The following is a 24,835-nucleotide window of genomic DNA, read 5'->3' as shown; positions in this document are numbered from 1 at the left end:
TGGTCAGTAGCGCCAGGGGCGCCCGGTCTCGCGGTACTCCTCCACCGGCACCAGTGGCACGCCGGGTGCCATCCGGTCGACGTACAGCCGGCCCTCCAGGTGGTCGATCTCGTGTGCGACCAGCCGGGCCATGCCGAATTCGAACGACGTGATGATCCGGCTGCCGTCCCACTGGGCGTGTTCCACGTCCAGTCGCAGCGGCCGGGGCACCAGACCTCTGTGGTCGAAGAAGGAGAGGCAGCCCTCGTACTGCTCGTCGGTCTCCGGGTCGGCGTCGACCACCCGGGGGTTGAGCAGGACGACCGGCTCCGCCGACCGGTCGGGGGGCCGCACCACGGCCGCCGCCCGGCCGATGCCGAACTGCGGGGCGGCGACGCCCACCCCCTTGCTGAACGGGTGCAGCTCGTCGAGCCGGGCCAGGGCCATGGTGAGCCGGTCGACCACGTCCCGGGCGACGTGTTCCTCCCCGGGCAGGTCGAACGGGCGGGCCCGCTGGCGGAGCAGGTCGTCCCCGCGTTGCACGATGCCGAGGCCGCGCATCCGGTCGCTGGGTCGGACCCGGGCGCCACCGGGGCCGATGTCCGGTTCGGTGTCGGGTCGGGCACGGAACCGCCACTGCATCCGGTAGCGGGCGTTCAACGGGGGGTCGTCGGTCTGCCAGTCGTAGATCACCCGTTCGCCCTCGTCGTGACGCTGCGGCGCCGTCCGCAGCGGGCCCTCCTCCGCGCTGAGCGAGGTCTCCACGCCCCAGACCTGCGGGTCGAGGGCCACGGGCAGGTCCAGGCGTACGGCGAGCTGCCGGGTGGGCAGTCGGACGGCTCGCTGGAACCAGGGGCCCCACTTCTCGTGCCCGACGCTGTACGCGTACTCGATGGTGGCCCGGTCGCCCGGGTAGAGGGGGAAGCGTCGCTCCCCGTTCTCGAAGAGCAGCCAGATCTCCTTGAACGCGTCCCGATCGTGCTTGGCTCGCCAGTGCATCGGCTCCGGGTCTCCGCCGCCGTCGTCTCGACGGGCCTGTATCTGCAGCTCGGCGAAGGTGAGGGGGTGCTCCCGATGGTGCCGGTTGGAGCGGCCGGGGTCGTTCGGGTAGCGGTCGACGGCGACCCGGACCAGGTAGCGGGTGACCGGCTCGGTGCCGGCGTTGTACAGCTCACGGTGGATGACGCACCGGTAGCCGTCGTCGGCGTGGGTGAGGGTGGCCAGTTCCCGTTCCACGACCAGGCCGGTGCCGGGTGGCAGCCACTGGCCTGGCAGGTACGGCTCGCGGTGGGGCTGACCCGCCCGGGCGTGCCGTAGGTCGTCGTACTCCCGGAAGCGCTGCCAGATCGCGCCGCTCGCCTCCAGGACGGCCTCCGCGCGGCGGGCGAAGTCCTCGGTTGGGCGGTGCCGGCGCCCCTCGACGTGACTCACGTAGGACGGGTCGAACCCCATCAGGACGGCCAGTTGCTTCTTGGACAGCCCGCGCCCGGTCCGTTGCCGGGCGAGTTCGGCCGCGAAGGAGTCGGCAGCCCGTTCGAGGGGTGAGGTAGTCATCAGCTTCCTCGTGGCCGGGGCTATAAGTTTCACGTTCCGTACGCGAGCACACACGCAAGTGGCATATTTTCGACACACCGCTTGACAATTCACCGACGGCCATCGATCGTGCGACGGCGTTTCCCAGCACTGACTCCGGGTAGTACGCGAAGCGCTACTCCCGTCGAACACGGGGTGACCTGGGCCTCCGGGATGCGACCAAGGTGAGCCTTCCCTTACGGCCGCGGGCGTGGTTAGGCTAGCCTTAGCTCAGGACGGCACTGGTTCGTCCGCCGGGGCGCACTCCTCGGTCACACAGACAGGGGACGATTCGGGTGACAGCGGTGATGCCACGGCGGGAGGCCGCCACCACGCCGCTCGCCCCCGTCACCGCGGCGCTCCGGGCCATGTTCGGCACCGACGACCTCCCCGGCCTCGCCCGGGGCCTGCTGGTCGACGACGAGCTCGGCTGGGCGCCCGCCACCACCCTGATCGACGGCAGCCGACTGCCGGAGCTGCTGAACGGCGCCGCCGTCCGCTGGGGCGGCACCCCGCACGCCTGCGCGGCGCTGGCCTGGAAGTCCTACAGCTACTGGGCCGCGCTGCCGGTGGTGCTCGGCTGGGCCTCCGCCCGGCGGGTCCCGCTGCTCGATCCGGCCGACCTGCTGATCCACTTCGAGGACCATCGGCAGCTGCTCACAATGGGCATGCGCCGGGGCACCACGGTGGCGGTGCTGCCGAACGACCCGCTGGCGCTGGCCGGCCTGCCGGAGGTGCGGGTCGTCGCCGACGAGGCGGAGCTGCTGGCCGCGCTACGCGCGTCCCTGCTCGACGCCCACCTGGCGCCGCTCATCACGGCGATCCAGTCCGAGGTCCGGGTGGGCACCCGGACGCTGCTCGGCTCGGTAGCCTCCGGCATCGCGCACGGCATCCTGCGGGCTGCGGACGCCCTGCCCGGCTCCACCGTGCAGAGCATCGACACACTGCTCGGCGCACTCGACCTGGCCGACCTGATCGAGTTGGTGCCGGAGCCGACCGGTGAGCCGACAGTGCAGCGCCGCACCTGCTGCCTCGCCTTCACCCTCCCCCGCCCGAAGGTCTGCCAGGGCTGCTGCGTCCGCTAGGGCCTGTTTCATAAGGGCGGGCGAGCCGAGGCGGAGTCCGGGCAACGACCGGCCAGTTCTTATGAAACAGGCCCTGGGCCAGGCTGGGCCGCACTGCTCGCTCAGTCGGTCAACGACCGGACATCCCACACCCACACGCCGCCGGTGAAGACCGGTTGGATCCCGGTCAGCTCGGTCATGCCCCGGCGCAGCGCCTCCTCGTGCTCGTGTGGCCCGAGGATGACCACCCCGGCCCGCCAGTAGCGCAGGTCGTCGACCGCTCGGACCCGGCTCTGCGGGGTGATCGGCGGCACCGCCCCGGTGCGCCTGATGGTGGCGAAGAAACTGCTGGTGGGTCGAGGAGTCGCACCGAACAACGCGACCTTCGGCGGATCGGCGTTCGGGCGGGTGTCCGGGCCGAGGAAGTAGCCACGGGCCAGCGGCATGTCCAGCCGGGTCGAGGCAGACCAGCGCAGCGGCTCGGCGTAGGTGGTGTCCGGCAACGGCAGGGTCACCACACTGCGCCCACCGGCCACGTAGGGCCGCCACGCCCCACTGGTCACGAAGCTGGGGACCGGTTCGAGGTGGGCCACGGGCAGCGGGGTGGGGAGGATCGGCAACAGGGCCATCGTGAGCACGGTGGCGGTGACGAAGCGGACCTGTCCCCGAGCGGCCGGGTGCGCTTCGGCCAACTCACGGGCCCGTTCGGCACCGTAGGCGAGCAGCAGCCCGATGATCGGGGTGATCGCCAACGCCCAGCGTGTCGGCACCACCGAGTGCAGGATGGGCAGGTTCTCCAGCGCCGCCCACGGGCCCGGCACACCCGTACCCCGGTTGTCGAAGCGGACCTCCCGACCGAGCGAGAGCACCGCGAAGAGCAACCCGAGCGCGGCCAGCGCGAGCACCACGATCGAGCGGCGCAGCCACCAGACCACTGCGATCACCAGCACCACCAGCGCCCAACCGAAGAAGCTGTTCTCCTCGGTCGGGTTCTTGGCCAGGCCCGCGGCGGTGCGCGCGCTACCGGCCAGCGATTCCCGGGAGTACGCGACGAACGAGGCCACGTCGCTGGAGTAGCCGCGGATCAGGCGGGACAGCCCGGAGTACGCGTCAGGTCCGAAGAACTGGACGTACAGGGGGTACGCGAGCAGGAGCCCGGCGACCCCGGCGCCGACGGCCAGCCCGGCGAGGAAGGAGCGGGCCCGCGACCGTAGATCCGGCCGGCCGAGGGCGAGCACCCCGACGATCACGCCGAGCCCGATCGCGGTCATCAGCAGGATCTCCAGGTTGAGGAACGCCTGCCAGACGATGACCAGGGCGAGGAGGACCCCGTTGCGCAGCCAGCGGCCCGGTTCAGCGAGTCGCAGCGTGCGCCAAATGATCAACGGGACGACGAACTGCGACACGATGTTCGGGTGCCCATTGGCGTGCGACACCATGGCCGGCGCGAACGCGCAGAAGCCGGCGCCCAGCCACGCCGGCCCCCGACTGCCGATCAGGACCCGGGAGAGCAGGAAATACCAGGCCGCGGCTGTGGCAATCATGCCGGCGGTGAGAAAGATCAGAAATGACGCCCGCGGCCCGAACAGCACTGTGATCGGCGTCATTGGCAATGAAATGGATAATACGGACGTATTGGCCATCAGATTGACGCCGTCGGGGACGTTCATCTGATTGGAATGGAACGGGTACGCAAAGTGCGTGACGACTCGAGTACCGTGAGCCATCATCCATTCGAACTGCGACTGATCGGACTGGTTGTCCCGCACATCGCTGCCCGGGTCCAGCCAGAGTCGACAGGTGACCCAGAAGCCGAGCAGCACGAAGCTCAGCACGGCGGCCAGATCGGCCCACATCCCCCTGCGGGAAGGCCGAACAGCGCCGGAGGCCCCCTCCGCCGACGACGTGGCGGCCGGGCCGCCACTGTCGCTGGGCACGTCCGGTTCAGGAGTAGTCATGACAATTCATAGGGTAGTCAGCGTATGGCACCGCCGTGACATGTTTCGGGGTACTGCCGTACTATGTGCCGGGTTCGCCGACCGCCGATCACGAACCCACCCCCCGACCACAATTCGGCCACCCCGATGCCTCGATTCTTTCGCCGTCTCAGCGGATGATTCACTCTGTCGGTCCAGGATCGGGTCGAGTTCATATCGTGAGGAATCGACGCATGGCAGAAATCACTGGGGATCAGCGCGTGCAGTCCGAGGTGCTGGAAGGCCTGGCAACCGCTGTCAACCACCGTCGCTGGTTCATCGAACTGGCCGTGCCGTACCTCGGCGACGACCCGATCGAGATCGGCAGCGGCCTCGGTGACTACGCGCTGGAATGGTCCGAGCGGCTGCCGCGGTTCACCGCCACCGAGGCCGACCCGGACCGGCTGGTGCAGCTCAAGGAGCGCCTCGCCGACCGTCCGAACATCGACGTCCGGCAGATGCTGCTGCCGCACAACGACCGGGGCGACTACAGCGCGGCCGTCTCGTACAACGTGCTGGAGCACATCGAGGACCACGTGGGCGCGCTTCAGAGCATGCGCGACCTGGTCCGACCCGGCGGCGCCGTGATCGTCATCGTGCCCGCGTTCCAGTTCGCGATGGGCCCCGCCGACATCGCCACCGGGCACGTCCGCCGCTACACGAAGAAGACGCTCGGGGCGGCGATGACCGAGGCCGGCCTGACCATCGAGAAGATGCACTACGCCAACGCGCTCGGGCTGATCGGCTACTTCATGGCCACCAAGGTCTTCCGGCTGATGCCGAAGGAGGGCCCCATGGTCAAGGTGTACGACACCCTGGTCCTGCCCGCCACCAAGGCCGCCGAGCAGCTCGTCCTCCCACCCTTCGGCCAGTCCGTCTTCGCCGTAGCCCGCGTCCCAGCCTGACCCCGCCCCGCCCCGCCCCGCCCCGCCCCGCCCCGCCCCGCCCCGGCGATCTTGCACTTCCTGTCGTCGTTATGCCCTGCTATGTCAGGAATGTCGGGACAGTAAGTGCAAGATCGCGGGAGCTGAGGGGTCCGGGTTAGTCCTTGATCTGGTAGGTGGGGCGGATCACCGCTCGGGCCACTGTGTGGAACGTCAGGTTGAAGCCGACGTAGGCGGGGCTGGCGTCCGGGGTCAGGTCCAGGCGGTCGACGTCCAGGGCGTGCACGGCGAAGACGTACCGGTGCGGGCGGTCGCCGGGCGGCGGCGCCGCCCCGCCGTAACCCTGCTCGCCGTAGTCGTTGCGCACCGAGAACGCCCCACCGAGGTCGGTGCCCGCCGCGCCGCCAGCCCCGGTGGGCAACTGGGTGACGCTCACCGGCACGTTCACCAGCACCCAGTGCCAGAAACCGCTGCCGGTCGGCGCGTCCGGGTCGTAGCAGGTCACCGTGAAGCTCTTCGTCTCGGCGGGGAAATCCGACCAGGTCAGCTGCGGCGAGACGTTGTCGCCCCCGGTGCTGCCATGCGCGTGCCGGGCGTCCATCGGCTCGCCGTTCTGCACGTCGTCACTCGTCAGCGTGAACGAGGGCACCGTCGGCAGCAGCTCGTACGGGTCCGGGGCGATCGGTCGTTCCAGGGTCATGGGGACGCGTCCTTCCGATGTGCGGAGATACCAGCCCCTTCTTACCCCGCCACGGCCCTCCCGACGACCGGAAGCGCGCGCTGACCGACTGTGGTTTCGCGGAGCTACGTTTGAGTTCGGGCAACGTTCCGCAGGGGGACATCGTGGCCGGCATCTGGCGGGACTTCGTGGTGGCCGTCCTCACCGCGTTCCGCCGCCGGGACGAGCGAGCCGTCGCCGACGAACGCCGACGCGCGGTCGAGCGACTGGCCGAGGAGACGATCCGCCGGGAGCAGCGAGCCACCGACCCGCCGGAGTGACCGACAGTCGGGGTGCCGGACTGCCTCGTTGCAACCGGTGAAGATGACCTGATGGGGCGGACTTTCGGGGCACGACCGATGGCGACCCCGGAGACACACCGACCCATTCTGTTCGAGATCTTCTTTGACCTGGTCTTCGTCTTCGGCCTGATCCGGGTCACCACGTTCATGAGCCAGCGGCCCGCGCCGGTGACCCTGACGCAGGGATTTCCTCGTACTCCTGCTGCTCTGGATCTCCTGGCTGGTCTACTCCTGGCTGGGCAACCACGTCCGGATCGATGTCGGGTTGATCCGTGCCGGCGTCACCGTCGCGATGGCGGCCGTCTTCCTCGTCGCTCTCGTCATCCCTGACGCCTGGGGGACCGGACCGGGTACGACGCGGTCCCGACTGATCCTGGTGCTGGCCTACATGACGCTTCGAGTTGTCGATCTGGTTCTCTTCCGCTGGGTGTCGGCGGGCAACCGGCAGCTGCGCAGGACCATTCGCCTCTACGCCCTCTCGACCACGTTGTCCTGGATTCCGCTCGTCCTCGGCGCCGTGTTCGGCGGCACCGCACAGATCCTGCTCTGGGCGCTGGCCCTCACCATCGACATGGGCGGCGGGGTGGTCTCCTCGATGCTGAGCGGGTGGCCCGTACGCAGCCCCGGCCACTTCGCCGAGCGGCACAGCCTCGTGGTGATCATTGCGCTCGGGGAATCCCTGATCTCGGTCGCCGCCGGCGTCGGGATTGAGCGGATCCGTGGACCGATCCTGCTGGCCGCGCTCCTCACCCTGGCCGTCACGGTGTGCCTGTACTGGCTCTACTCCGCGAGCGCGGCAACCTCCAGGCACGCGCTGACGACGGAGTCCGGGCTGCGGCGGGCCCACCTGGGTGCCGACGCCTACAGCGTTGCCCACTTTCCGGTACTCGCCGGGACCATCTACGTGGCGCTGGGAGTCGAGCAGGTGCTCGCCGGCCTGGCACATGAGGAGTCCCACGGCATCTCGGCCTGGATGCCCGCCGTCGCGTTGTTCGGCGGGACCGCCCTGTTCCTCGCGGGCCGGGCGGCGTTCCTGAGTCTCAGCGTCCGGTGCGTCCGGCCGGGGGAGTTCGTCGCTCCCGTCGTGGCGCTGCTGTTACTGCCCGCCGGCCGATACCTGCCCGGCCTGGCCGCGCTCGGCCTGCTCACCGTGTTCCTCGTCGCGCTGCTCAGCTACGAGGCGCGGACCAGGCGATCCGCGACGAACGACCAGCCACAGAGTTCACCGGAGTGACCGGGCTGATCAACGCGCCCACCCAACGAACCGCTCGAACAGTTCGCCAGCGCCGACGGCGGGCAGTTCCGTGACCACCACAGCGTGCAGACTGCCCAAATACATGGACAACCCGATCCGGTCTCGGCCGTACGCTTCGGACAGCCGTACTCGCGCCGGAGCGCAGGGCCACGGGGTGTCCTGCTCGCAGGTACGGCAGGTCCACTCGGGCCGCCGCGGGATGTGTTGGTCGGCGAGGCGGCTCGGCAGGACAGCGGCTGCCCGTTGACCCTGCGCCGCTCGGGCTCGCACGGCCGCCCTGGCGGTGGTGGGGACCTCGCCCATCACCGGCCAACACCGCCGTCGCGATATTCGGTGGATCGCCGGCGGGCTTGAGCCAGCAAGCGGGCTCGGGCGGCCTCCTGCTCTGCCTGTTGAATCGCCGGACCGATGGCGCGCAACGGCGCAGGAACCGCCAGACGCCTGGCACGCCGGTAGAGCAGGTTGAACGGCCACATCATCGCGGGTGCCCTCCCGTCTCAGGGCGGCGGCATCGCCTCAAACCCGGGCAAGGCCGCGCACCCACTGCAATCGTGAGAACACGCTAAGCAGCAACGATGGGCGCAAAGGGTACGCAGCGTACCCAGCGACAAGGGGTACCCCTACAGCTCTGGAACCGCGATTCGGCTCTCCAACTGGATCGCCTCGGCGCGGATGGCCGCCGGCGCCTCGCGGGCCAACCGGCCTGCCAACTCCTGAGCCGCCGGCGAGTATCGGACCGTCTCAGGAGAGGTGGACTCCGCCAGACCCAACAGGTGAAGCGTCGCCTCCCTCGCCCCTTCCAGGTCGGCAGAGCGGGCAAGCTCGACGTAGTGCCGACCCCGGCGTTCGGTCGACGGGATCGACGCCGGATCGAGCGAATGTGCTCGCCGCTGCGCCTCGTCAGGATCGCCCAGGTCGACAGCACACATCACCGCGTACACGTCGACCAAAGGCCGCGACACTCGGGTGCGAAGACCGACGAATCCCGCCGGCAGGGCCTGCTCGACCACCCGACGAGCGGCATCCCAGTCTGACCAGGCACCCTGGTCGCCGGTACGGGCCCTCGTCAACGCAGTACAGAGGTACAGGTCGGCCAACACCTCGGCCCACTCGCTGTCACCATCCGCGACCCGTGGCTCAATCAGAGCGCGAGCCTCCCGCAGCCGCTCCAACGCCTCGTCGCCGCGACCGACCGCCCGCAACAAGTGGGCTGCGTACCAGGTGGATTGGGCGATGGCGAGGGGGTCGTCAGCGTCGAGGGCCGCCGCCATACCGCGGTCGACGGTCAGCCAACACAGCTCGCGGTCACCGTGCCAGGCAAGGTAAGCCTGCGCGAGGTGATGCGCCTGGGCGAGCAGAGCGAGGCTGTCCCGCCGGTCGTCGCCGGTGTGCAGCCGGGCCGCCCGTTGAGTGGCTTCGAGCAGTCCGGGCAGGAGGACGCTCACTTCGGTGCGTTGATGCCGAGAGGTGTGCCAGGTCTGCCACGCAGAGTCGACAGCGCCGCGCAAGTACTCGGGGGACTCTGGTTCACCTGAGACGGTGATGTGCCAGGCGGTCAGCGCACGACGGACGTCGCCTATGGCAGGGTGACTGGGACGCCCGTCCAGAGACAGGGTCACCTGCGGCCCGAACAGATCACCAAGGTCTCGTACGCCGAGGTGCGGCGCGATCTGCTGAGCGGCCCGCAGGGTCAGGCTTCGGCGCCCGTTCTCCACGAACTTGATGGTCGTCGGCGACAGCGCGGCAAGGCCGGCGAGTTGTTCGCGGGAGAGGCCGGCGGCTCGACGAAGCCGCTCGACACGCTGGCCGGGGGTGGGTTGCTGATCCGCCATGAGGCACCTCGCCGTGTCGGGTACATCGCGTACCCCGACCGTACGCCGCGATGAGGCACTCGTCGATGCCTACTCGCTGCGGTAGTTGATTCACTCGCATTCACTGGTGTCGGCCTATTCTTGAGCACCGAACACCCCGGCTTCCGGGAAGCCGAGTGGATCAAGCTCGGCGTTCGGGTTGGCGGAGGGTGTGGGAGGTAACCGCCACCACCGACACACGGAAGCGCCCCCGGTCATACCGGCCGGGGGCGTTTCGCGCTATGCCTACGAACTCCTGGACTGTCGCATTGACGACCCGACTAGGGTGTTTCGCCGCAGGTGTCCCATACCGTGCTCAGTCTCGGTCTGATCCCGTTGATGTGGCTGTGACCGAGCGCGCCTGTTAGTCGATCTTCTGGGTATGTAACCTCAAGAGGCAAGGAGCGTTTACCAAGTGTCACGCCCCAAGCACAGGTACAAAGAACTTGAGGACGTTCTCCAGGACGCCGAGCGCAAGGACTGGAGGATCACCGGCGGTGGGAGGAGCTACTTCAAGATGTACTGCCCCTGTCCGGAGAAGCACTGGAAGACCGTGAAGTGCACCCCCTCGGGGGCGAACTACTTGAGAGACCTGATCGGGCAGCTCAAGCGGGCTACATGCTGGGAGAAAGGTTGATCATGCGGCAGCATCGCATCGCGATCCAGATGACGCTCGAAAGCGACCCTCACGGGACTGACGCGCAGTACGAAGACTTCCTCGACGCCGTCCAGGAGCACCTGGACGAACTGGAGCACGAGGTGCAAATGGCCGCGAGTCTCGCTGACCGCACGGTCGAGTTCGCCACGAGCATCGAGGCCCCTGACTTCGAGAGCGCCGCCAACGCCCTGCTAGTCCAGATCCGCACAGCTCTACACGCGGCCGAGTGCCACACTGACGACTGGCCGCAGTACGTAGCGACCGACCGCAACCTGCGGGAGCTGCAAGAGGTCTGATCTAACGCCCAACTATGCGCCCTCGGCTGTGATGGCTGGGGGCGCTTCGTCGTCTACCGACACATCGGGTGGTGCTAAGGCCGTCCCCCCGCTGAGACCAACGCACACGATGAGCAGACCCAGCCCATCGCCACGCTTCGATCCATCAACGGCAACAGTGCCGCGTAGTACCCCCACCAGCATTCAGCCCCCGTCGGGAAACGAGGGCTGAGCTGCGTCAACGTAGATCACCAGCAGGCGGAGGGTGTGGGATTCGAACCCACGAAGACATCGCTGCCTTACCGGTTTTCAAGACCGCGCCGCACACGGCCCTGACCTGCTGTTATGTGCGCTACCCGGCACAATTGCCGACACGCATGCGGCACGGCGGTCTACCAGGAGACGCCTATCAAGCGCGCCTCTCGCGTCCGCCGGTTCCGGGTGAGACGTCGGCACGGCGCTCAACGCGCATGGTGGTGCAGCACCCCCCTTCCAGCGTGCCGCCCAGTCCTTTGAGCATGCTACGGATGCTTCACAATAACGCCGGTCGAAAGCCACTGCACGAGAAGAACCGCAAGGTGCACAGCCGCCTCAGCTTCCGGATTAGTCATTCGTCGAGAATTGGGGCCGCCGCCATGCCGAGAGCGCTGGGCATTCCACAGCGACTCCATCATGGTCACTGCGGCTGCAATGTCCTGCGGGGTGCCATCCTTTGCAGGCAGCACCAATTTCCACTTCGGGTTAGCCCGAAGTTCCCCAATTACTCCACCGAGCGTAGCGTTGCCACTCGCAGCCTTCTGTTGTAGCACCAACGGGCATGCAATCTCTTCCACGGCCCGAATTGCTTCGGTGAAAACTTTGTCAGGATCGGGCTTGCGGCCATACGTGGCCACCCATGCCTGCCGCATGTAGTCGGCCGCTGTCAGAGGTGCCGCCTGGACTGCCATCTTGAAAGCCCCATCGGCCTCTTCGCTGACACGACGTTCGAGGCCTCGGTTAGCGGTGTCGATCCGATACAAGGAGCTGCCTTCGAGCAGCAGCAACGCTAGCTTGAGGACGGCTTCACGCCATTCTGTCTGGTTCCAGTTATCGAACGGATCGCTCGCCCGATTATAAGGGTCCCATCCGGGGTGAATCTGTAGCGTGGCATCAACTGCATCGAGCAACAGGTTGGTATCGATGTTCACCAAAGCAAGGACTTCGGAGTGATTGTCCCCGTGCGGCAGAAAGATTTGAAGCCTGACTGCGACCCTACTCGCTAGCCCGCGCGGCTTCTCCAGAGCCTCGAAGAGCCAAGCACGCATCGGCACTTCGAGCCAAACGGGAACGCCGTCATGAAGCACGTCATCGATTGGCTTCCCGGCAAGCCGGTCTGATAGTCGCTGAAATGGGCGCACGGCACGTCATGCTACCTTCCAATTGTCGAGACGGGAAGCCGACTCGACTCAACCTTGGCAGCCATTCGAAGACAACGACTTGGAGTCAACATCCACTACCGCCCGATTACGGGGGGAAGCACCACCAACGCTCACGTATCGCCTCCCGAATAGCGCGCCAGCAGAACGTGAGCCAACTGATCCATGCCAGTGATGACAACATCCGCCCCGGCGGCCCAAACGCGCCAACCTTAGGTCGCCGGTTTGCGTAAGCGACTATCCGCACCCCAGCGGCCCGCGCGCCAGTGATGTCTGACAGGGAGTCGGCGATAAGGACGCAGCGGGCCGCTGGCTCGCCGAATGCGTGCACCGGTTGCAGGATCGGTTCGGGGTTGGGCTTCATACGTTCCGGCTCGGCGTATGCACGACCGATGACCGGCGAGATGTACCCGGCGAGCCGGTGCGCCGCTAGGTAGGCGGCTACCGCATTGGCCGAGTTGTTGCTGACCACCGCCATCGGCAACCCGGCTTGACGGGCGGCCACGATGGCCTCCCGGCCGTATGGCGTTGGCTCGGCAGTCTCGACGGCCCGGCGCTCGGCCGCACAGAGCGCATCCTCCACCGCTCGCGTGGTGCCGTCGTCGCCGTCCACGGCGGTGCGGCGCAGCACCTCAAGCGGGTCCGGCTCGCTGGCGAGGTCTGGCGGCACCTCGACACCGTGCCGCCGCAGCACGTCGACCAACTCGGCGGCAACCTGCGGGGCCGGTAGCCGGCGAAGATGCTGCACACCGGCCCATCAAAATCGAGCAGCACCGCGCCAACCTCGCCGAGCAGCCGGCCCAGGTCGGCGCTCATTCGTCGTACCTGTAGGCGATGGTCGACCACACCGAGTCGAACCACTGGCGGGAAGCCTCCACAAACTGCGTTCCATGCGAGGCATCGTCGTCGGTCACCGCGTAGTGAAACAGCGGCACGTCCTTGCCCATCAGGTCATAGATCGCCATCGGCTCGCCCTTGATCGAGACGGTGCGCTCAACGACCGGGTAGAAGCCATAGAACACCTCCTCGCCGTTCAGGATGTAGAGCTTGAACAGCGGAGACGCCCGGTGCATCCGCACATCAACGGTGGCTGACCGGATGAGCCCGAGGTCGCCCCGCTCGCCGACCTGATCGATGATGCCGTCTGCGGCCCGGCGGGTGATCCGCTCCGCGCGTTCGCGTACTGCTGGGTCGTCTGCCTGTGTCTCGGCCCGCGACGGCAGCACCATTGGCGCAGCCATGTCGGAGAACAGGACTCGCACCGCGATCGTCTCCGGCGCAAGCCGGCCGACGCGCACCTTGTCCAGTGCTGCGGCGAGCGCGTCACGCAGCGTCTCACCGGAGAAGCCGGCGAAGTCGATGGTGACGTGAGGCCGGTCGAATGAGGCCTCAATGTGCGGTCGCAGCCCTACGCGCCTGGCGACAGGCGCGCGCGGCAGCCCTGACACCGGTTCAGCAGCGCTCGCCACTGGCACACCGGCCCTACGACCTGCGGCACGCCGCCGTGTCGCTCTGGCTCAACGCCGGAGTACCGGCTACCCAGGTCGCCCAATGGGCCGGACACAGCGTGCACGTGCTGTTGAAGGTCTACGCCTCGTGCATCGACGGCCAGGACGAGGCCGCTCGGAAGCGAATCGAGGGAGCACGAGGCACCGACGACCAGGCCGAGAATGGGCCGGGCGACGCCGACACGTAAACGACCGACCAGTGAGACACGGCGACATCGAGCGAGACAAAGTGAGACTCATTCATCATCAATGAATGCGCCCCCTGACCAGCGTTCGCGCTGTTCAGAGGGCGTTGTTGCTGTCCAGATGAGCGGAGGGTGTGGGATTCGAACCCACGAAGACATCGCTGCCTTACCGGTTTTCAAGACCAGCGCCATCGGCCACTAGGCGAACCCTCCTGGGCCGCCACCCGTGGGCGTACGGCCACGCATAGTCTGCCACGGCTCGCTCCGGACGGCCCGGCGTCCCTCCCCGGTGCGCCGGCCAGGGCGTCGGCTCGGTCCACAGTGGGCCAGACGGTGCGCCTGCGGCACCCGGTGAGATCGGGAAGACTGGGCCCATGCGAGCCATCACGATTCCGCAGCCCGGTGGACCCGACGCGCTGGTCTGGGCCGAGGTGCCCGACCCGGAGCCGGGCCCAAACGAGGTGATCGTGGACGTGCGGGCAACCGGCATCAACCGCGCTGACCTGCTGCAACGGCAGGGGCACTACCCGCCGCCGCCAGGCGCGCCAGCGTACCCCGGGTTGGAATGCTCCGGGGTGATCACGGAGGTCGGCGCGGAGGTCGCCGGGTGGGCGGTCGGGCAGCAGGTCTGCGCGCTGCTGGCCGGCGGCGGGTACGCGGAGCGGGTGGCGGTCCCCGCCGGGCAGTTGCTGCCGGTGCCGGCGTGCGACCCGGTCGACGCAGCGGCGCTGCCCGAGGTGGCCTGCACTGTCTGGTCGAACCTGGTCCAGGTGGCGCGGCTGGGCGCGGGCGACACGCTGCTGGTGCACGGCGGCGGCAGCGGGATCGGCACCTTCGCCGTCCAGCTCGGGGCGGCCCTCGGTGTGACAGTGCTGAGCACCGCGCGGGAGAGCAAGCACGCCCGGCTGCGTGAGCTGGGCGCGGCACACCTGATCGACTATCGGGAGCAGGATTTCGTCGAGGAGGTCCGGCGGGTCACCGACGGGCGCGGTGTGGACGTCATCCTCGACATCATGGGTGGGTCCTACCTGGGGCGGAACGTCTCCGCGCTGGCCACCGGCGGTCGGCTCGTGGTGATCGGGATGCAGGGTGGGCGCAAGGCCGAGTTGGATCTCGGCGCGCTGCTGACCAAGCGGGCGAGTGTCACCGCGACGTCGCTACGGTCCCGTCCGCTCGCCGAGAAGGCGGAGATCGTCCAGGGCGTACGGGACGAGGTGTGGCCGTTGGTCGAGGCGGGCCGGATCCGGCCGATCGTGGACCGGCGGCTGCCGATGACCGAGGCGGCGCAGGCGCACCGGCTCGTCGAGTCGAACGACCACTTCGGCAAGGTGCTACTCACCCGCCCACCGGGCGGCGGGTCAGCCGTCAGTTGAGCGAGCCTGCCAAGGTCGGGTCGTCGGTCGGTCGGGGCAGCACCAGCCGGGCGCCCGGGCCCTCGCCGGCCAGCGTGTCCTCCGGGTTGTTGAGCGTGCAGCGTTGCAAGGACAGACAGCCGCAGCCGATGCAGCCGTCCAGGTCGTCGCGGAGCTTGGTGAGCAGCCGGATCCGCTCGTTCAGCCGGCTGCGCCAGCTCGCCGACAGCCGCGCCCAGTCCTGCGGGCTCGGGGTGCGGGCCTCGGGGAGCGAGTCGAGTGCCTCCCGGATCTCGTCGAGCGAGACGCCGACCTGCTGGGAGATCCGGATGAAGGCGACCCGCCGCAGCTCGACGCGGGCGTAGCGGCGCTGGTTTCCGCCGGTGCGGTCGGCGCGGATCAGCCCGAGTCGCTCGTAGTAGCGCAGCGCCGACGGTGCCACCCCGGAGCGGGCGGACAGCTCACCGATCGTCAGTAGATCCGGCATCACCAGGTCCTTGAGTTGAAGTCCACTTCAACTCACACAGTAGTGGCATGACCACCACACTGCCCACCGACAGCAGCGCCCGACTGCCCGCGCTGATCCGACGACTGACCGGCGACGAGAAACACGCGCCGAGCGCGCACTCCACCGTCGACGTGCTCCAGGTGCTCTACGACCGGGTGCTGCGGGTCAGCCCGGACACCACCGACGACCCGGAGCGGGACCGGTTCCTGCTCTCCAAGGGCCACGGACCGGCCGCCTACTACGCGGTGCTCGCCGCGCACGGCTTCATCCCGGACGCCTGGCTCGACGACCTGGCCGGACCGGAGAGCCGGCTCGGCCACCACCCGGACCGACTCCTGGTGCCCGGGGTCGAGATCGGCTCCGGCTCCCTCGGGCACGGGCTCGGGCTGGCCGCCGGCACCGCGCTCGGCCTGCGCGCCCAGGGGCTGCGCAAACCCCGGGTGTACGTGCTGCTCGGCGACGCCGAGCTGGACGAGGGGTCCAACCACGAGGCGATCGCGTACGCGGGAGCGACAGGTCTGGACAGCCTCACCGCGGTGGTGGTCGACAACGAGTCGGCCAGCCACGGGTGGGCCGGTGGCATCGCCAGCCGGTTCACGGTCAACGGGTGGACCGCCGACACCGTCGACGGCCGGGACCACGAAGCCCTGTACGCGGCGTTGACCGGGCACCGACCAGGACACCCCCACCTGGTGGTCGCCCGCATCGAGAGCGAGGGATGACCGACATGCGTACCGCATTCATCGACACCACCACTGCGCTCCTCGACGAGGATCCGCGTACCGCACTGGTGCTGGCCGACATCTCGGCGAGCCAGTTCGCCTCCGCCGGCCACCGCCACCCGGACCGGGTGCTCAACGTCGGGATCCGGGAGCAACTGATGATCGGGGTGGCCGGCGGGCTCGCCCTGACCGGGCTGCGTCCGATCGCGCACTCGTACGCGACGTTCCTGGTGGACCGGGCGTACGAGCAGATCAAGTTGGATCTGGACCACCAGGGCGTGGGCGCCGTCCTGGTCAGCATCGGCGCGTCGTACGACGGGTCGGCTGAGGGCCGCACCCACCAGTCGCCCGGAGACGTGGCGCTCTTCGACTCCCTCGGTGACGGCTGGACGGTCCGGGTGCCCGGCCACCCGGACGAGGTGGCGCCGCTGCTGCGCGACGCCGTGACCACTGACGATCCGATCTACCTGCGGCTCTGCGAGCAGCGCAACGCCGAGGCGTACCCGGACGCCACAGGGCTACGGGTGCTCCGGCGGGGCGGGACGAATGCGCCCCTCGTGGTGGCTGTCGGACCGATGCTCGACCCCACGCTGGCGGCGACAGAGGGAATTGACGTGACAGTGGCGTACACCCACACGCCCCGGCCGCTCGACACGCCCGGGCTGCGGGCGCTCGCCAACACCGACGTGGTGCTTGTCGAGCCGTACCTGGCGGGAACGTCGAGCGCGCTCGTCAGCCGGGCCCTGGCGGACGTACCGCACCGGCTGCTCGCCCTCGGGGTGGGTCAGACCGACCTGCGACGGTACGGCGATCCGGCCGACCACGCCCGGTGGCATGGGCTGGACGCCGACGGCCTGCGGCGGTCGATCAGCGCGTTCCTGGGGTCAGTTGGCGGCTGAGACGGCAGGGCGGCGGCGAGCGCGCTCGCGCCCGAGGATCCAGATCGCCTCGACGCCGTCCTTCCAGGTGATCTTCTTGCCCTCTTCCCGGCCGCGCGCCCGGTAGCTGATCGGCACCTCGTACGGCCGGATCCGGCGACGCAGCAGCTTGCCGGTCACCTCGGCCTCCATGCCGAAGCCGCGCGAGCGCACCTGAAGCGACCGGTAGAGCGCCACCGGCATCAGCTTGAAGCAGGTCTCCAGGTCGCCGATGTACGAGTTGAACAGCACGTTGGCCGCCATCGTGACGCCCTTGTTGCCCATCACGTACCAGAAGCTGTAGGCGCTGTGGCTGCCGAAGGTGCGATTGCCGTAGACCACGGTGGCCCGGCCGTCGAGCACCGGGTCGAGCAGCTTGGGGATGTCCTGCGGGTCGTACTCCAGGTCGGCGTCGAGGATGACCATGTAGTCACCCTCCGCGCTGTCGACAGCCGTCTTGATGGCGGCACCCTTGCCGGCGTTGCGCTGGTGGGTGATGACCCGAAGGCGCGCGTCGTCGGCGCGACCGAGGACCTCGCCGGTGCCGTCGCGGCTGCCGTCGTCGACGACCACCAATTCGATCTCGCAGGGATAGTCAACCGCCAATGCCTGCTTGAGGGCATCCGCGATGCGTTCTTCCTCGTTGTAGACCGGCATGAGGATCGAGAGCTTCACGGGGATCTCCACGGTGGCGGCAACACGTCGGCCATAGCCTAGCCTGGTTGGTTTGTTTACCGCGTACCGCTACCGCTGGGCAGTCGGCGCGGCGGCCTCAGATCAATGGTGTTTACTTCCGCCATGTCGGCTGCCGGCTCCCTGCTCGCGGTGGTTCCCGTCGCCGCGGTGGTCCTGCTCATCGTCGCGGCGATGCCACGCGAGGCTGGCGCGGTGGCACCGCTGCGGCTCGCCGTGGTGCGCGCCGTCCTGCTCACCGGGGCGTACGCGGTGCTCGTCGTCGAGGTGCTCGGCGCGTCGCACGCGCTGACCCGAGGCGCGTTCACCGTCGCCTGGCTGCTCTTCCTGGTCGCGGCCTCGGTGGCGGCCGGTCTGCGCTGGCGACGGGCGACCCCCCTGGGGCCGCCACCAGCCGCTGCACCGGTGCCGGTCAGCGCTGCGCCGGCAGTCAGCGCCGCACAGCGGCCGGTGCCGGTCGGCGCGGCGGCGTCCGGTGGCGGACCCGACGTGTCCGCCCCGGCCGCGGAGCGCAGTGAACCCGCCCCCGCGCCGACCCGGGCTGGTCGGGGGTTCGCTGACGTTCGTGCCGTGGCTGTCGACGCGTGGCGTACGGCCCGACCGGGTGAGCGGCTCCTCGCCGGCACGGTCGGCGCGCTGGTCCTGGTGGAGCTGCTTGTCGCGCTGCTGGCCGAGCCGAACAACTTCGACTCGCAGACGTACCACCTGCCGAAGGTGGAGCACTGGGTGGCCCAGGGCGACCTGGACTTCTGGCCCACAGCCATCCACCGACAGGTGACCATCCCGCCCGGCGCCGAGTACCTGCTGCTGCACCTGCGCCTGCTCACCGGCGGGGATCACCTGCACAACCTGGTGCAGTGGGCGGCCGGGGTGGTCTGCCTCCTGGTGGCCGCGCGGATCACCGCCCAGCTCGGTGGCGGCCGGCGCGCCCAGTTGCTCACCGCGTTCGTTCTGGCGACCACGCCGATGGTGGTGCTCCAGGCGACCAGCACGCAGACCGACCTGATCTGCGCGGCGTGGGTGGCCTGCGCGGCGACGGTGACGCTGGACGGGCTGAGTCGACGGACCGGCTGGGGCACGCTGCTCGGGCTGGGGGCGGCCACCGGGCTGACCGCTGTGACAAAGACCAGCGGCCTGATCGCTGTCGGCCCGCTGCTGGTGCTCTGGGGACTGGCCCAGTTGCGGCTGGCCCGAACCGGTCGATCGGCTCCGGCGGGTCCGGCGACGGCCGCCGGGGGCCGGTGGGCCTGGCCGGTCGGCGGGCTGGCCCGCACTGTCGGCGGTTCGGTGCTGATCCTGCTGGTCGCTGCCGTGGTGGTCGGCCCGTTCCTGGCCCGGGTGACCGCCGAGTTCGGGCACCCGCTGGGGCCGCCCCGGCTGCGCGAGTCCATCCCCATGGAGCGGCACGACCCGGCGTCGATGGTGGTCAACGCGCTGCGGATCGGGCACACCGCGTTCGACACGCCGCTGGCGCCGCTGCGTCGGGCCGGGGCTGAGTTGATCATCAGTGGCGCCGAGGCGATCGGGGTCGACCCGCAGGACCGCGCGATCACCTTCGGGCGAGAGCTGTTCCCGGAGCCGGCCTGGTATCCGGACGAGGACAGGGTGGCGTTTCCGCTGGCCGGGGCGCTGGCGGTGATCGGTGCGGTGATCGCGCTCGCCCGACCACGGCGGATCGCTCCCGAGCGGGCCGGGTCGCTGCGGGCGTACGCCGTGGTGGTGCTGGTCGCCGCACTGCTGCACACCGCGATGATCAAGTGGCAGCCGTGGGGCAATCGGCTGCTGCTCTACGCCGTGGTGCTCGCCGTGCCCCTCGCCGGTCTCTGGCTGGACGCTCTCCTGCGCAACCGCGCGGGTGGGCGTCGAACGGTTGCCACAGCGGCGGCCGTCACCGTGCTGGCCACCTCGGCGCTGGCCGGGGTGCTCGCGCTGTCGTACGGCTTTCCCCGCCGGCTGGTCGGCTCCGGCTCGGTCTTCACCACCTCGGACTGGGACACCCGGTTCCTGCGCCGCCCCCAGTGGGCCGACGAGTTCCGCTGGGCGGCGACGGCGGTCCAGGACAGTGGTGCGCAGCGGATCGGGCTGGTGCAGCAGAACGACAACTGGGAGTACCCGTGGTGGCTGCTGTTGCGGCAGCCCGACGGCGGTTCACCGGACCTGGTGGCGTTGCAGTCGGTGCTGCCGGAACGACCGGCGGCCGACCCCTCCTCGGTCGACGCGATCGTCTGCACCGGCAACAAGGCGTCCTGCGTCAAACTCGTCCCGGCCGGCTGGCGGCTGGAGTTCCGCGGCTACGTCGGCTACGCCCTGCCGCCGCACCGCTGAACCGCAGCGGGCCGCACCGCAGCGCTCGCCGCCGTCGCCACGTCGGTCGCCGCGCTCAGCCGGGCCGCTGAACCAGAAGCCGGCCGGCGCGGGCCCGGATAGTCCGATGCGGGCGGTTCTGCATTCCGCGCGCAAGGATCTGAGGAGCATTCACATCCATTGATCCGCACGTTACCGTCTGGTAACTCAATCGACGTCCCGCGATTGAGCCGAAAGGAGTGCGTCGATGCCTGCAATCCCCGCCAGGCCCGAACGCGCGACCCGACGACGGGCCAGCACCGTCGCCGTCGCCGTCGCCGCTCTCGTCCTACCGATGCTCGCCGGACCGGCCACCCCCGCCACCGCCGCCGATCGACCAGCCGTCCAACCACTGCCCGCCAACCTCGAAGCCATCCGGGCCGCCGAGGCGACAGCCCTCTACGGCAGCCCGGCGATCCGCCCGATCGAACAACGCCGCACCGCGTTGATCACCATGGGTGACAGCGAGATCTCCGGTGAGGGGGTCGGCAACTACGTCCCCGGCACCCACCAGGACGGCAACTGGTGCGACCGCTCCTACGACCAGGCGGTGTTCCGCACCGGCATCGCGTCGGACGCGCAATACAACATCGCCTGCTCCGGTGCCACCCCCTGGAACCTGATCGCCGGCGGCCCGACCCAGCACAACGAGCTGAACCAGGGCGACTACCTGGGCATCAAGGCGCGCAACACGCACGTGAAGCTGATCTGGGTGGTGGTCGGCGCGAACGGTGACGGCACCATCCAGTTCGGTCCGGTCGCCACCGACTGCGCCGTCCGCCGGGTCTTCTTCCAGGGCGCCTGCTACCCCACCTACACCGACCAGTGGACCATTCGCACCGACGGCAGCCGGCAGGCAGTGGAGTCGGCGCTGACCGACATCCGGCAGACCATGACCAACGCCGGTTACCTGCTGTCGGACTACGAACTGGTGCTGATGTCGTACCCGAGCCCCGGCAGCCCGGACGTCGAGGACAACCCCAACTTCCCCGGCTGGTACTCCGGCGGTTGTCTGCTCTACCTGGCCGACGCGGCCTTCGCCCGGAACAAGGCGGTGCCGATGTTCGAGTCGGCGCTGCGCTCGGCCGCGGCGAACACCGGCACTCGCTACCTGGACGCCAGCCGGCTCTTCCACGGGCACGAGGTGTGCACCGACAACACCTCGGTCCGTGGCCTCTTCATCGAGGTCGGCATCTGGAACGAGAACGCCGCCCGACAGTCGTTCCACCCCAACGCCCGCGGGCACGGCATGTTCGCCCAGTGCATCACCCAGTTCTGGAACTCCGGCCAGACCCGGGCCAGCTGCGTCGACCCGGCCAGCACCGGCGGTGGCGTGCTCTACCCGGGACTGCTGGAGTTCAAGCAACTGCGCAACCTGGCCACCGGCACCTGCGTCGACGGCAAGGGGTACGACTCCCGCAACGGCACCGCGCAGCAGCCGTACTCCTGCCACGGTGGGCGTAACCAGGGCTTCTGGTACGACTCGGCCCGACGGTCGCTGCACTCGGAGCTGTCCCACGACCGGTGCCTCGACGTCGCCAACAGCTCGATGACCGCCGGCACCGCTGTCAACATCTACGACTGCAACGGCACCGGCGCGCAGCAGTTCGTCTTCCTGGGCAACCAGCTCAGGCCGGCGAGCGCCACCAACCTCTGCGTGGCGTTCGACAACCCGCTGCTGGGCAGCTCTCGCCTGCGGTTGGCGAACTGCTCCAGCAGCACCCGGCAGCAGTGGTCGTTCGAGGCCCGTACCGCCGCCAACCCGGTCGGCTACGGGCACGACGACTTCATCGGCTCCCGCGTCTACTGACCTGGGCAGGGGCCCTGGTTGACGCCAGGGCCCCTGCGCTCACTTGGCGCGGGGAACGAGGATGAGCCGGGCCACGCCCTTGTCGCCGTCCTTCGCGCCGGCCACGCCGAGCGTCGCGCCGACTTTGACCTCGCTCGGCTGCACTGTGGCCCGCCGCTCGACCACCCGCAGGTCGTCGCCGAAGGTCCACGTCATGGTGAAGCCGTCGGTGGACTTGACTGTCATCGAGTCGCCGTCGATCGCTGTCACCTCACCGCGCTGCACGGCGACGGTCTGCGTACCGCCGTCCTTCGTCTTCACCACCGCCTCACCGTGCAGGGTGTTCTTGCGCAGCAGCACGCGGGCCTGGCGGCGCTTGCGCCACTCCTCACCGCGCTTCTCCCGGGCCTTCTCCTGCGCGCTGGGGGACGCACCGGGCGTCGGCGTGGCCGGTGCGGCGACCGTCAGCACGTCCAGGTCGTCGGCGTCGAAACCCATCGCGGCCAGCGCCTGACCCTCGACTCCCATGGCGGCGGCGACCTCGACGGCGACATCCCGGGCGGGCTGGCTGGCCACCTCGGCCGCGCCGCAACCGCTGACGCCGAGCGCGACCGCCGCGAGCAGTGCCGTGGTGCCGGTGGCGATACCCCAACGTGGCATGACTTTCCCTCTCTGTCGGTGGAGCCCCCAGCCTTCCCGGGAACGACGAGCGGAGCGTCAGGCCGATGTTCGGGTCAGGTAAGGATCACCGGGCAGCCGGACGGTGAAGGCGGCACCGCCCTCCGGCGCGTGCCCCGCGGCGATCTCCCCGCCCAACCGGCGGACCAGCCCGGCGGCCAGCGCCAACCCCAGTCCGCTGCCCACCTTGCGCACCCCCCGGTAACGCTCGTGCAGCGCACCGCGTTCGAAGGCCACCGCCAGGTCGTCGTCGGTGAAGCCGGGCCCGCCGTCGCGAACCTCCAACACGCCGCCGTGCCCCGGGTCCGCGCCGGCCGGCCGGACCGCGAGCACCACCGGCGACCCCGGGGGTACGACCCGCAGCGCGTTCTCCAACAGCCCGTCCAGCACCTGCCGGATCCTCCCCGGATCGGTGTACGCGGGCACCGGCTGACCGGGCGTCTCCACCCGGAACGGCACGCCCACCGCCGCACACCGACCGGACCAGGTCGGCTCCGCGTCCACTGCCAGTCGGGTCAGGTCCACCGGCACCGGTTCGAGGGGAAAGTCGGCGGCCTCCAGCCGGGCCAGTGCCAACAGGTCGCCGATCAGCCGGTCCAGGTGTTGCGCCTCGGCCAGCATCGTCCGACCGGTGTCGACAGTGTCGTCGGCACCGAGCACCCCGTCGGCGAGCGCCTCGGCGTACCCCCGGATCGCGGTCAGCGGGGTGCGCAGCTCGTGCGAGACGGAGAGCAGGAACTCCCGCTGTCTGCCCTCGCTGGTGGCCAGCGCGGCAGCCAGCCCGTTCAACGCCTCAGCCAGGTCGGCGACCTCGTCCGGCGGCTCGACCGGCACCCGGACGGCGCGGTCACCGGCGCGCAGCCGGGCGGCGGCGGTGGCCGCGACCCGGATCGGCCGGGCCAGCCGACGGGCCAGCAGCAGCCCGGCCACCACACCGGCGGTCAACCCGGCCAACAGCGGCAACCACAGGCTGAGCAGCACCCGGGCCCACAGCCCGTCGGCCAGCGGACGGGAGAGCACCACCCCGTTGCCGCCGGGCAGGGCCCGACCCTCGACCAGGGCCCGCTCACCGTTCACCGAGCGGCGAGCGGACACGTTGCGGCCCTGCCCGATCCGCTGCACCACCCGCTGTGGCAGACCCGCCCGGTCGACAGCGCCACGGCGGATCAGGTACGCGTCGATGCCCTGGTCGCGCAGTTGTTGGATGAGCCGTTCCTCGTCGGCGCTGCGACCCCGGTCGAGGCGGGTCCGCAGCACCTCGGCGGCGAGTCGGGCCTGGGCGGCGAGCGCCTCCTGCTCGCTCCGCTCCGCGCCACGGATCGCCAACGGCACCGCGACGATGGCGGTGACCAGCACCGACACCAGCGCCACCGCGCAGGTGACGAGCACCGCGCGGGCGGTCAGCGTACGACCGGGTCGGCCTCGTCGGGGTGTTGTGGGTTTGACGGCGCCGACCACCGGCAGGGCCATGGTCGGCGACTCGACGTGCCCGCTGTGGTCAGGCATCTACCGCGTACCCGACGCCGCGGTGGGTCCGGATCACGCTCGCCGGGCCGAGTTTCGCCCGCACCTGGGCAACGTGCACGTCCACCGTCCGGGTGCCGGCGTGCGCCGCGTAGCCCCACACTCCGGCCAGCAACTCCTCCCGGGTGAAGACCCGGCCGGGCCGGGCCATCAGGTGGGCCAGCAGGTCGAACTCGGTGGAGGTGAGCTGCACCGGGGCACCGGCGGCGGTGACAGTGCGGCGGGCCGGGTCGAGCGTCACCGGGCCGACGACACGTGGCCGGTCAGCGCCCTCCGGGCCGCCGGCGGATCGGCGCAGCACCGCGCGGACCCTGGCGACCAGCTCCCGGGGGCTGAACGGCTTGGTAACGTAGTCGTCGGCGCCCAACTCCAGGCCGACGATCCGATCCACCTCGTCGTCGCGGGCGGTGAGGAAGATGACAGGGGTCCAGTCGCCGGCCTCGCGCAGCCGGCGGCAGATCTCGGTGCCGGGCAGACCCGGCAGCGCGATGTCCAGGACGCAGGCCACCGGACGCAACCGGCGGGCCGCGCTCAGACCGGCCTCGCCGTCACGCTCCAGGTGGACGCCGAACCCGTCCCGGGTCAGGTAGAGCCGGACCAGGTCGGCGATGGCCGGCTCGTCCTCCACGACGAGGACGAGCCCGCGATGCGGTGGTTCGACTGTCACC

The 24,835-nt window shown here is 69.7% G+C and carries 21 protein-coding genes, 1 tRNA gene and 3 pseudogenes; 12 read left to right on the top strand and 13 right to left on the bottom strand.

Annotated elements, in window-relative coordinates:
* Nucleotides 1-3 precede the first annotated feature (3 nt).
* Entirely contained in the window at nt 4-1,533 is a 1,530-nt protein-coding gene (locus AB0B94_RS04850) for a peptide deformylase (protein WP_357268256.1), read from the bottom strand.
* A 326-nt stretch (nt 1,534-1,859) separates the two neighbouring features.
* Between AB0B94_RS04850 and AB0B94_RS04845 the strand changes: the two genes are divergently transcribed.
* Complete coding sequence (locus tag AB0B94_RS04845; RefSeq protein WP_357268446.1) at nt 1,860-2,636, top strand: hypothetical protein; 777 nt, start codon at nt 1,860-1,862, stop codon at nt 2,634-2,636.
* A 101-nt stretch (nt 2,637-2,737) separates the two neighbouring features.
* On the opposite strand, the gene AB0B94_RS04840 is transcribed toward AB0B94_RS04845, so the two are convergent.
* Nucleotides 2,738-4,471 carry a hypothetical protein gene (locus AB0B94_RS04840; protein ID WP_357268444.1) on the bottom strand — a complete coding sequence of 578 codons (1,734 nt, stop codon included), beginning with the start codon at nt 4,469-4,471 and terminating at the stop codon, nt 2,738-2,740.
* A 314-nt stretch (nt 4,472-4,785) separates the two neighbouring features.
* Here AB0B94_RS04840 and AB0B94_RS04835 point away from each other — a divergent pair, with 314 nt between their 5' ends.
* A complete protein-coding gene (locus AB0B94_RS04835; protein ID WP_357268254.1) occupies nt 4,786-5,496 on the top strand; it encodes a class I SAM-dependent methyltransferase in 711 nt (236 codons plus the stop codon).
* Nucleotides 5,497-5,632: 136 nt separating this feature from the next.
* On the opposite strand, the gene AB0B94_RS04830 is transcribed toward AB0B94_RS04835, so the two are convergent.
* Entirely contained in the window at nt 5,633-6,175 is a 543-nt protein-coding gene (locus AB0B94_RS04830; RefSeq protein WP_357268251.1) for a YbhB/YbcL family Raf kinase inhibitor-like protein, read from the bottom strand.
* A 110-nt stretch (nt 6,176-6,285) separates the two neighbouring features.
* On the opposite strand from AB0B94_RS04830, the gene AB0B94_RS04825 reads away from it, so the two are divergent.
* Nucleotides 6,286-6,474, top strand: coding sequence for a hypothetical protein (locus tag AB0B94_RS04825; RefSeq protein ID WP_357268249.1), 189 nt, complete (start codon nt 6,286-6,288; stop codon nt 6,472-6,474).
* Nucleotides 6,475-6,694: 220 nt separating this feature from the next.
* A complete protein-coding gene (locus tag AB0B94_RS04820) occupies nt 6,695-7,729 on the top strand; it encodes a low temperature requirement protein A (RefSeq protein WP_357268442.1) in 1,035 nt (344 codons plus the stop codon).
* Nucleotides 7,730-8,370: 641 nt separating this feature from the next.
* On the opposite strand, the gene AB0B94_RS04815 is transcribed toward AB0B94_RS04820, so the two are convergent.
* A complete protein-coding gene (locus tag AB0B94_RS04815; RefSeq protein ID WP_357268247.1) occupies nt 8,371-9,582 on the bottom strand; it encodes a helix-turn-helix transcriptional regulator in 1,212 nt (403 codons plus the stop codon).
* A gap of 433 nt (nt 9,583-10,015) precedes the next feature.
* On the opposite strand from AB0B94_RS04815, the gene AB0B94_RS04810 reads away from it, so the two are divergent.
* Nucleotides 10,016-10,237, top strand: coding sequence for a hypothetical protein (locus AB0B94_RS04810; RefSeq protein WP_357268245.1), 222 nt, complete (start codon nt 10,016-10,018; stop codon nt 10,235-10,237).
* Between the two features lie 2 nt (nt 10,238-10,239).
* The gene (locus AB0B94_RS04805; RefSeq protein WP_357268243.1) at nt 10,240-10,554 is read left to right on the top strand and encodes a hypothetical protein; all 315 of its coding nucleotides are present in this window, start codon (nt 10,240-10,242) and stop codon (nt 10,552-10,554) included.
* A gap of 500 nt (nt 10,555-11,054) precedes the next feature.
* Here AB0B94_RS04805 and AB0B94_RS04800 read toward each other — a convergent pair whose 3' ends face one another.
* The 3 genes and pseudogenes from AB0B94_RS04800 to AB0B94_RS04790 form a co-directional block, all read right to left on the bottom strand.
* Nucleotides 11,055-11,930, bottom strand: a complete 876-nt coding sequence (locus AB0B94_RS04800) for a hypothetical protein (RefSeq protein WP_357268241.1) — start codon at nt 11,928-11,930, stop codon at nt 11,055-11,057.
* 131 nt (nt 11,931-12,061) lie between these two features.
* Nucleotides 12,062-12,764: pseudogene (locus AB0B94_RS04795) on the bottom strand (HAD family phosphatase).
* A pseudogene (locus tag AB0B94_RS04790) lies at nt 12,761-13,354 on the bottom strand (GntR family transcriptional regulator); the annotation flags it as partial. The pseudogenes AB0B94_RS04795 and AB0B94_RS04790, both read right to left, overlap by 4 nt.
* Nucleotides 13,355-13,359: 5 nt before the next feature.
* On the opposite strand from AB0B94_RS04790, the pseudogene AB0B94_RS04785 reads away from it, so the two are divergent.
* Nucleotides 13,360-13,644: pseudogene (locus AB0B94_RS04785) on the top strand (integrase); the annotation flags it as partial.
* A gap of 123 nt (nt 13,645-13,767) precedes the next feature.
* On the opposite strand, the gene AB0B94_RS04780 reads toward AB0B94_RS04785, so the two are convergent.
* Nucleotides 13,768-13,854, bottom strand: a tRNA-Ser gene (locus AB0B94_RS04780).
* Nucleotides 13,855-14,015: 161 nt separating this feature from the next.
* On the opposite strand from AB0B94_RS04780, the gene AB0B94_RS04775 reads away from it, so the two are divergent.
* The gene (locus AB0B94_RS04775) at nt 14,016-15,014 is read left to right on the top strand and encodes an NAD(P)H-quinone oxidoreductase (RefSeq protein ID WP_357268239.1); all 999 of its coding nucleotides are present in this window, start codon (nt 14,016-14,018) and stop codon (nt 15,012-15,014) included.
* Here AB0B94_RS04775 and soxR read toward each other — a convergent pair.
* Nucleotides 15,007-15,480 (bottom strand): redox-sensitive transcriptional activator SoxR, encoded by a 474-nt coding sequence (gene soxR / locus AB0B94_RS04770; protein ID WP_357268237.1) that lies wholly within the window; start codon nt 15,478-15,480, stop codon nt 15,007-15,009. The genes AB0B94_RS04775 and soxR overlap by 8 nt on opposite strands.
* Nucleotides 15,481-15,527: 47 nt before the next feature.
* Here soxR and AB0B94_RS04765 point away from each other — a divergent pair, with 47 nt between their 5' ends.
* Together AB0B94_RS04765 and AB0B94_RS04760 are read left to right on the top strand one after the other, a co-directional pair.
* Nucleotides 15,528-16,223, top strand: coding sequence for a transketolase (locus AB0B94_RS04765; protein ID WP_357268235.1), 696 nt, complete (start codon nt 15,528-15,530; stop codon nt 16,221-16,223).
* A 5-nt stretch (nt 16,224-16,228) separates the two neighbouring features.
* Complete coding sequence (locus AB0B94_RS04760) at nt 16,229-17,122, top strand: transketolase (RefSeq protein ID WP_357268233.1); 894 nt, start codon at nt 16,229-16,231, stop codon at nt 17,120-17,122.
* On the opposite strand, the gene AB0B94_RS04755 is transcribed toward AB0B94_RS04760, so the two are convergent.
* Nucleotides 17,108-17,815, bottom strand: a complete 708-nt coding sequence (locus AB0B94_RS04755; protein ID WP_238669965.1) for a glycosyltransferase family 2 protein — start codon at nt 17,813-17,815, stop codon at nt 17,108-17,110. The two genes, AB0B94_RS04760 and AB0B94_RS04755, sit on opposite strands and share 15 nt — an antisense overlap.
* A gap of 123 nt (nt 17,816-17,938) precedes the next feature.
* On the opposite strand from AB0B94_RS04755, the gene AB0B94_RS04750 reads away from it, so the two are divergent.
* Both AB0B94_RS04750 and AB0B94_RS04745 read left to right on the top strand, forming a co-directional pair.
* A complete protein-coding gene (locus AB0B94_RS04750) occupies nt 17,939-20,158 on the top strand; it encodes a hypothetical protein (protein ID WP_357268231.1) in 2,220 nt (739 codons plus the stop codon).
* A gap of 226 nt (nt 20,159-20,384) precedes the next feature.
* Nucleotides 20,385-21,986: a ricin-type beta-trefoil lectin domain protein gene (locus AB0B94_RS04745; protein ID WP_357268229.1), complete on the top strand. Its 1,602-nt coding sequence runs from the start codon at nt 20,385-20,387 to the stop codon at nt 21,984-21,986.
* Between the two features lie 39 nt (nt 21,987-22,025).
* Here AB0B94_RS04745 and AB0B94_RS04740 read toward each other — a convergent pair whose 3' ends face one another.
* The 3 genes from AB0B94_RS04740 to AB0B94_RS04730 are packed head-to-tail and all read right to left on the bottom strand — an operon-like array spanning nt 22,026 to nt 24,834.
* Nucleotides 22,026-22,625: a hypothetical protein gene (locus tag AB0B94_RS04740; protein ID WP_357268227.1), complete on the bottom strand. Its 600-nt coding sequence runs from the start codon at nt 22,623-22,625 to the stop codon at nt 22,026-22,028.
* 57 nt (nt 22,626-22,682) lie between these two features.
* On the bottom strand, nt 22,683-24,149 hold the full coding sequence (locus AB0B94_RS04735; protein ID WP_357268225.1) for a HAMP domain-containing sensor histidine kinase: 1,467 nt from the start codon (nt 24,147-24,149) through the stop codon (nt 22,683-22,685).
* Nucleotides 24,142-24,834, bottom strand: coding sequence for a response regulator transcription factor (locus tag AB0B94_RS04730; RefSeq protein ID WP_124822475.1), 693 nt, complete (start codon nt 24,832-24,834; stop codon nt 24,142-24,144). The genes AB0B94_RS04735 and AB0B94_RS04730 overlap by 8 nt, the downstream gene beginning before the upstream one ends.
* Between the last annotated feature and the right edge of the window lies 1 nt (nt 24,835).

Origin of the sequence: Micromonospora sp. NPDC048986, assembly GCF_040649335.1 — a bacterium.
In the GTDB taxonomy this organism is placed as follows: Bacteria; Actinomycetota; Actinomycetes; order Mycobacteriales; family Micromonosporaceae; genus Micromonospora; species Micromonospora alfalfae.
The sequence above is the reverse complement of the archived record's forward strand: the minus strand, read 5'-3'. Positions and strand labels throughout refer to the sequence as shown.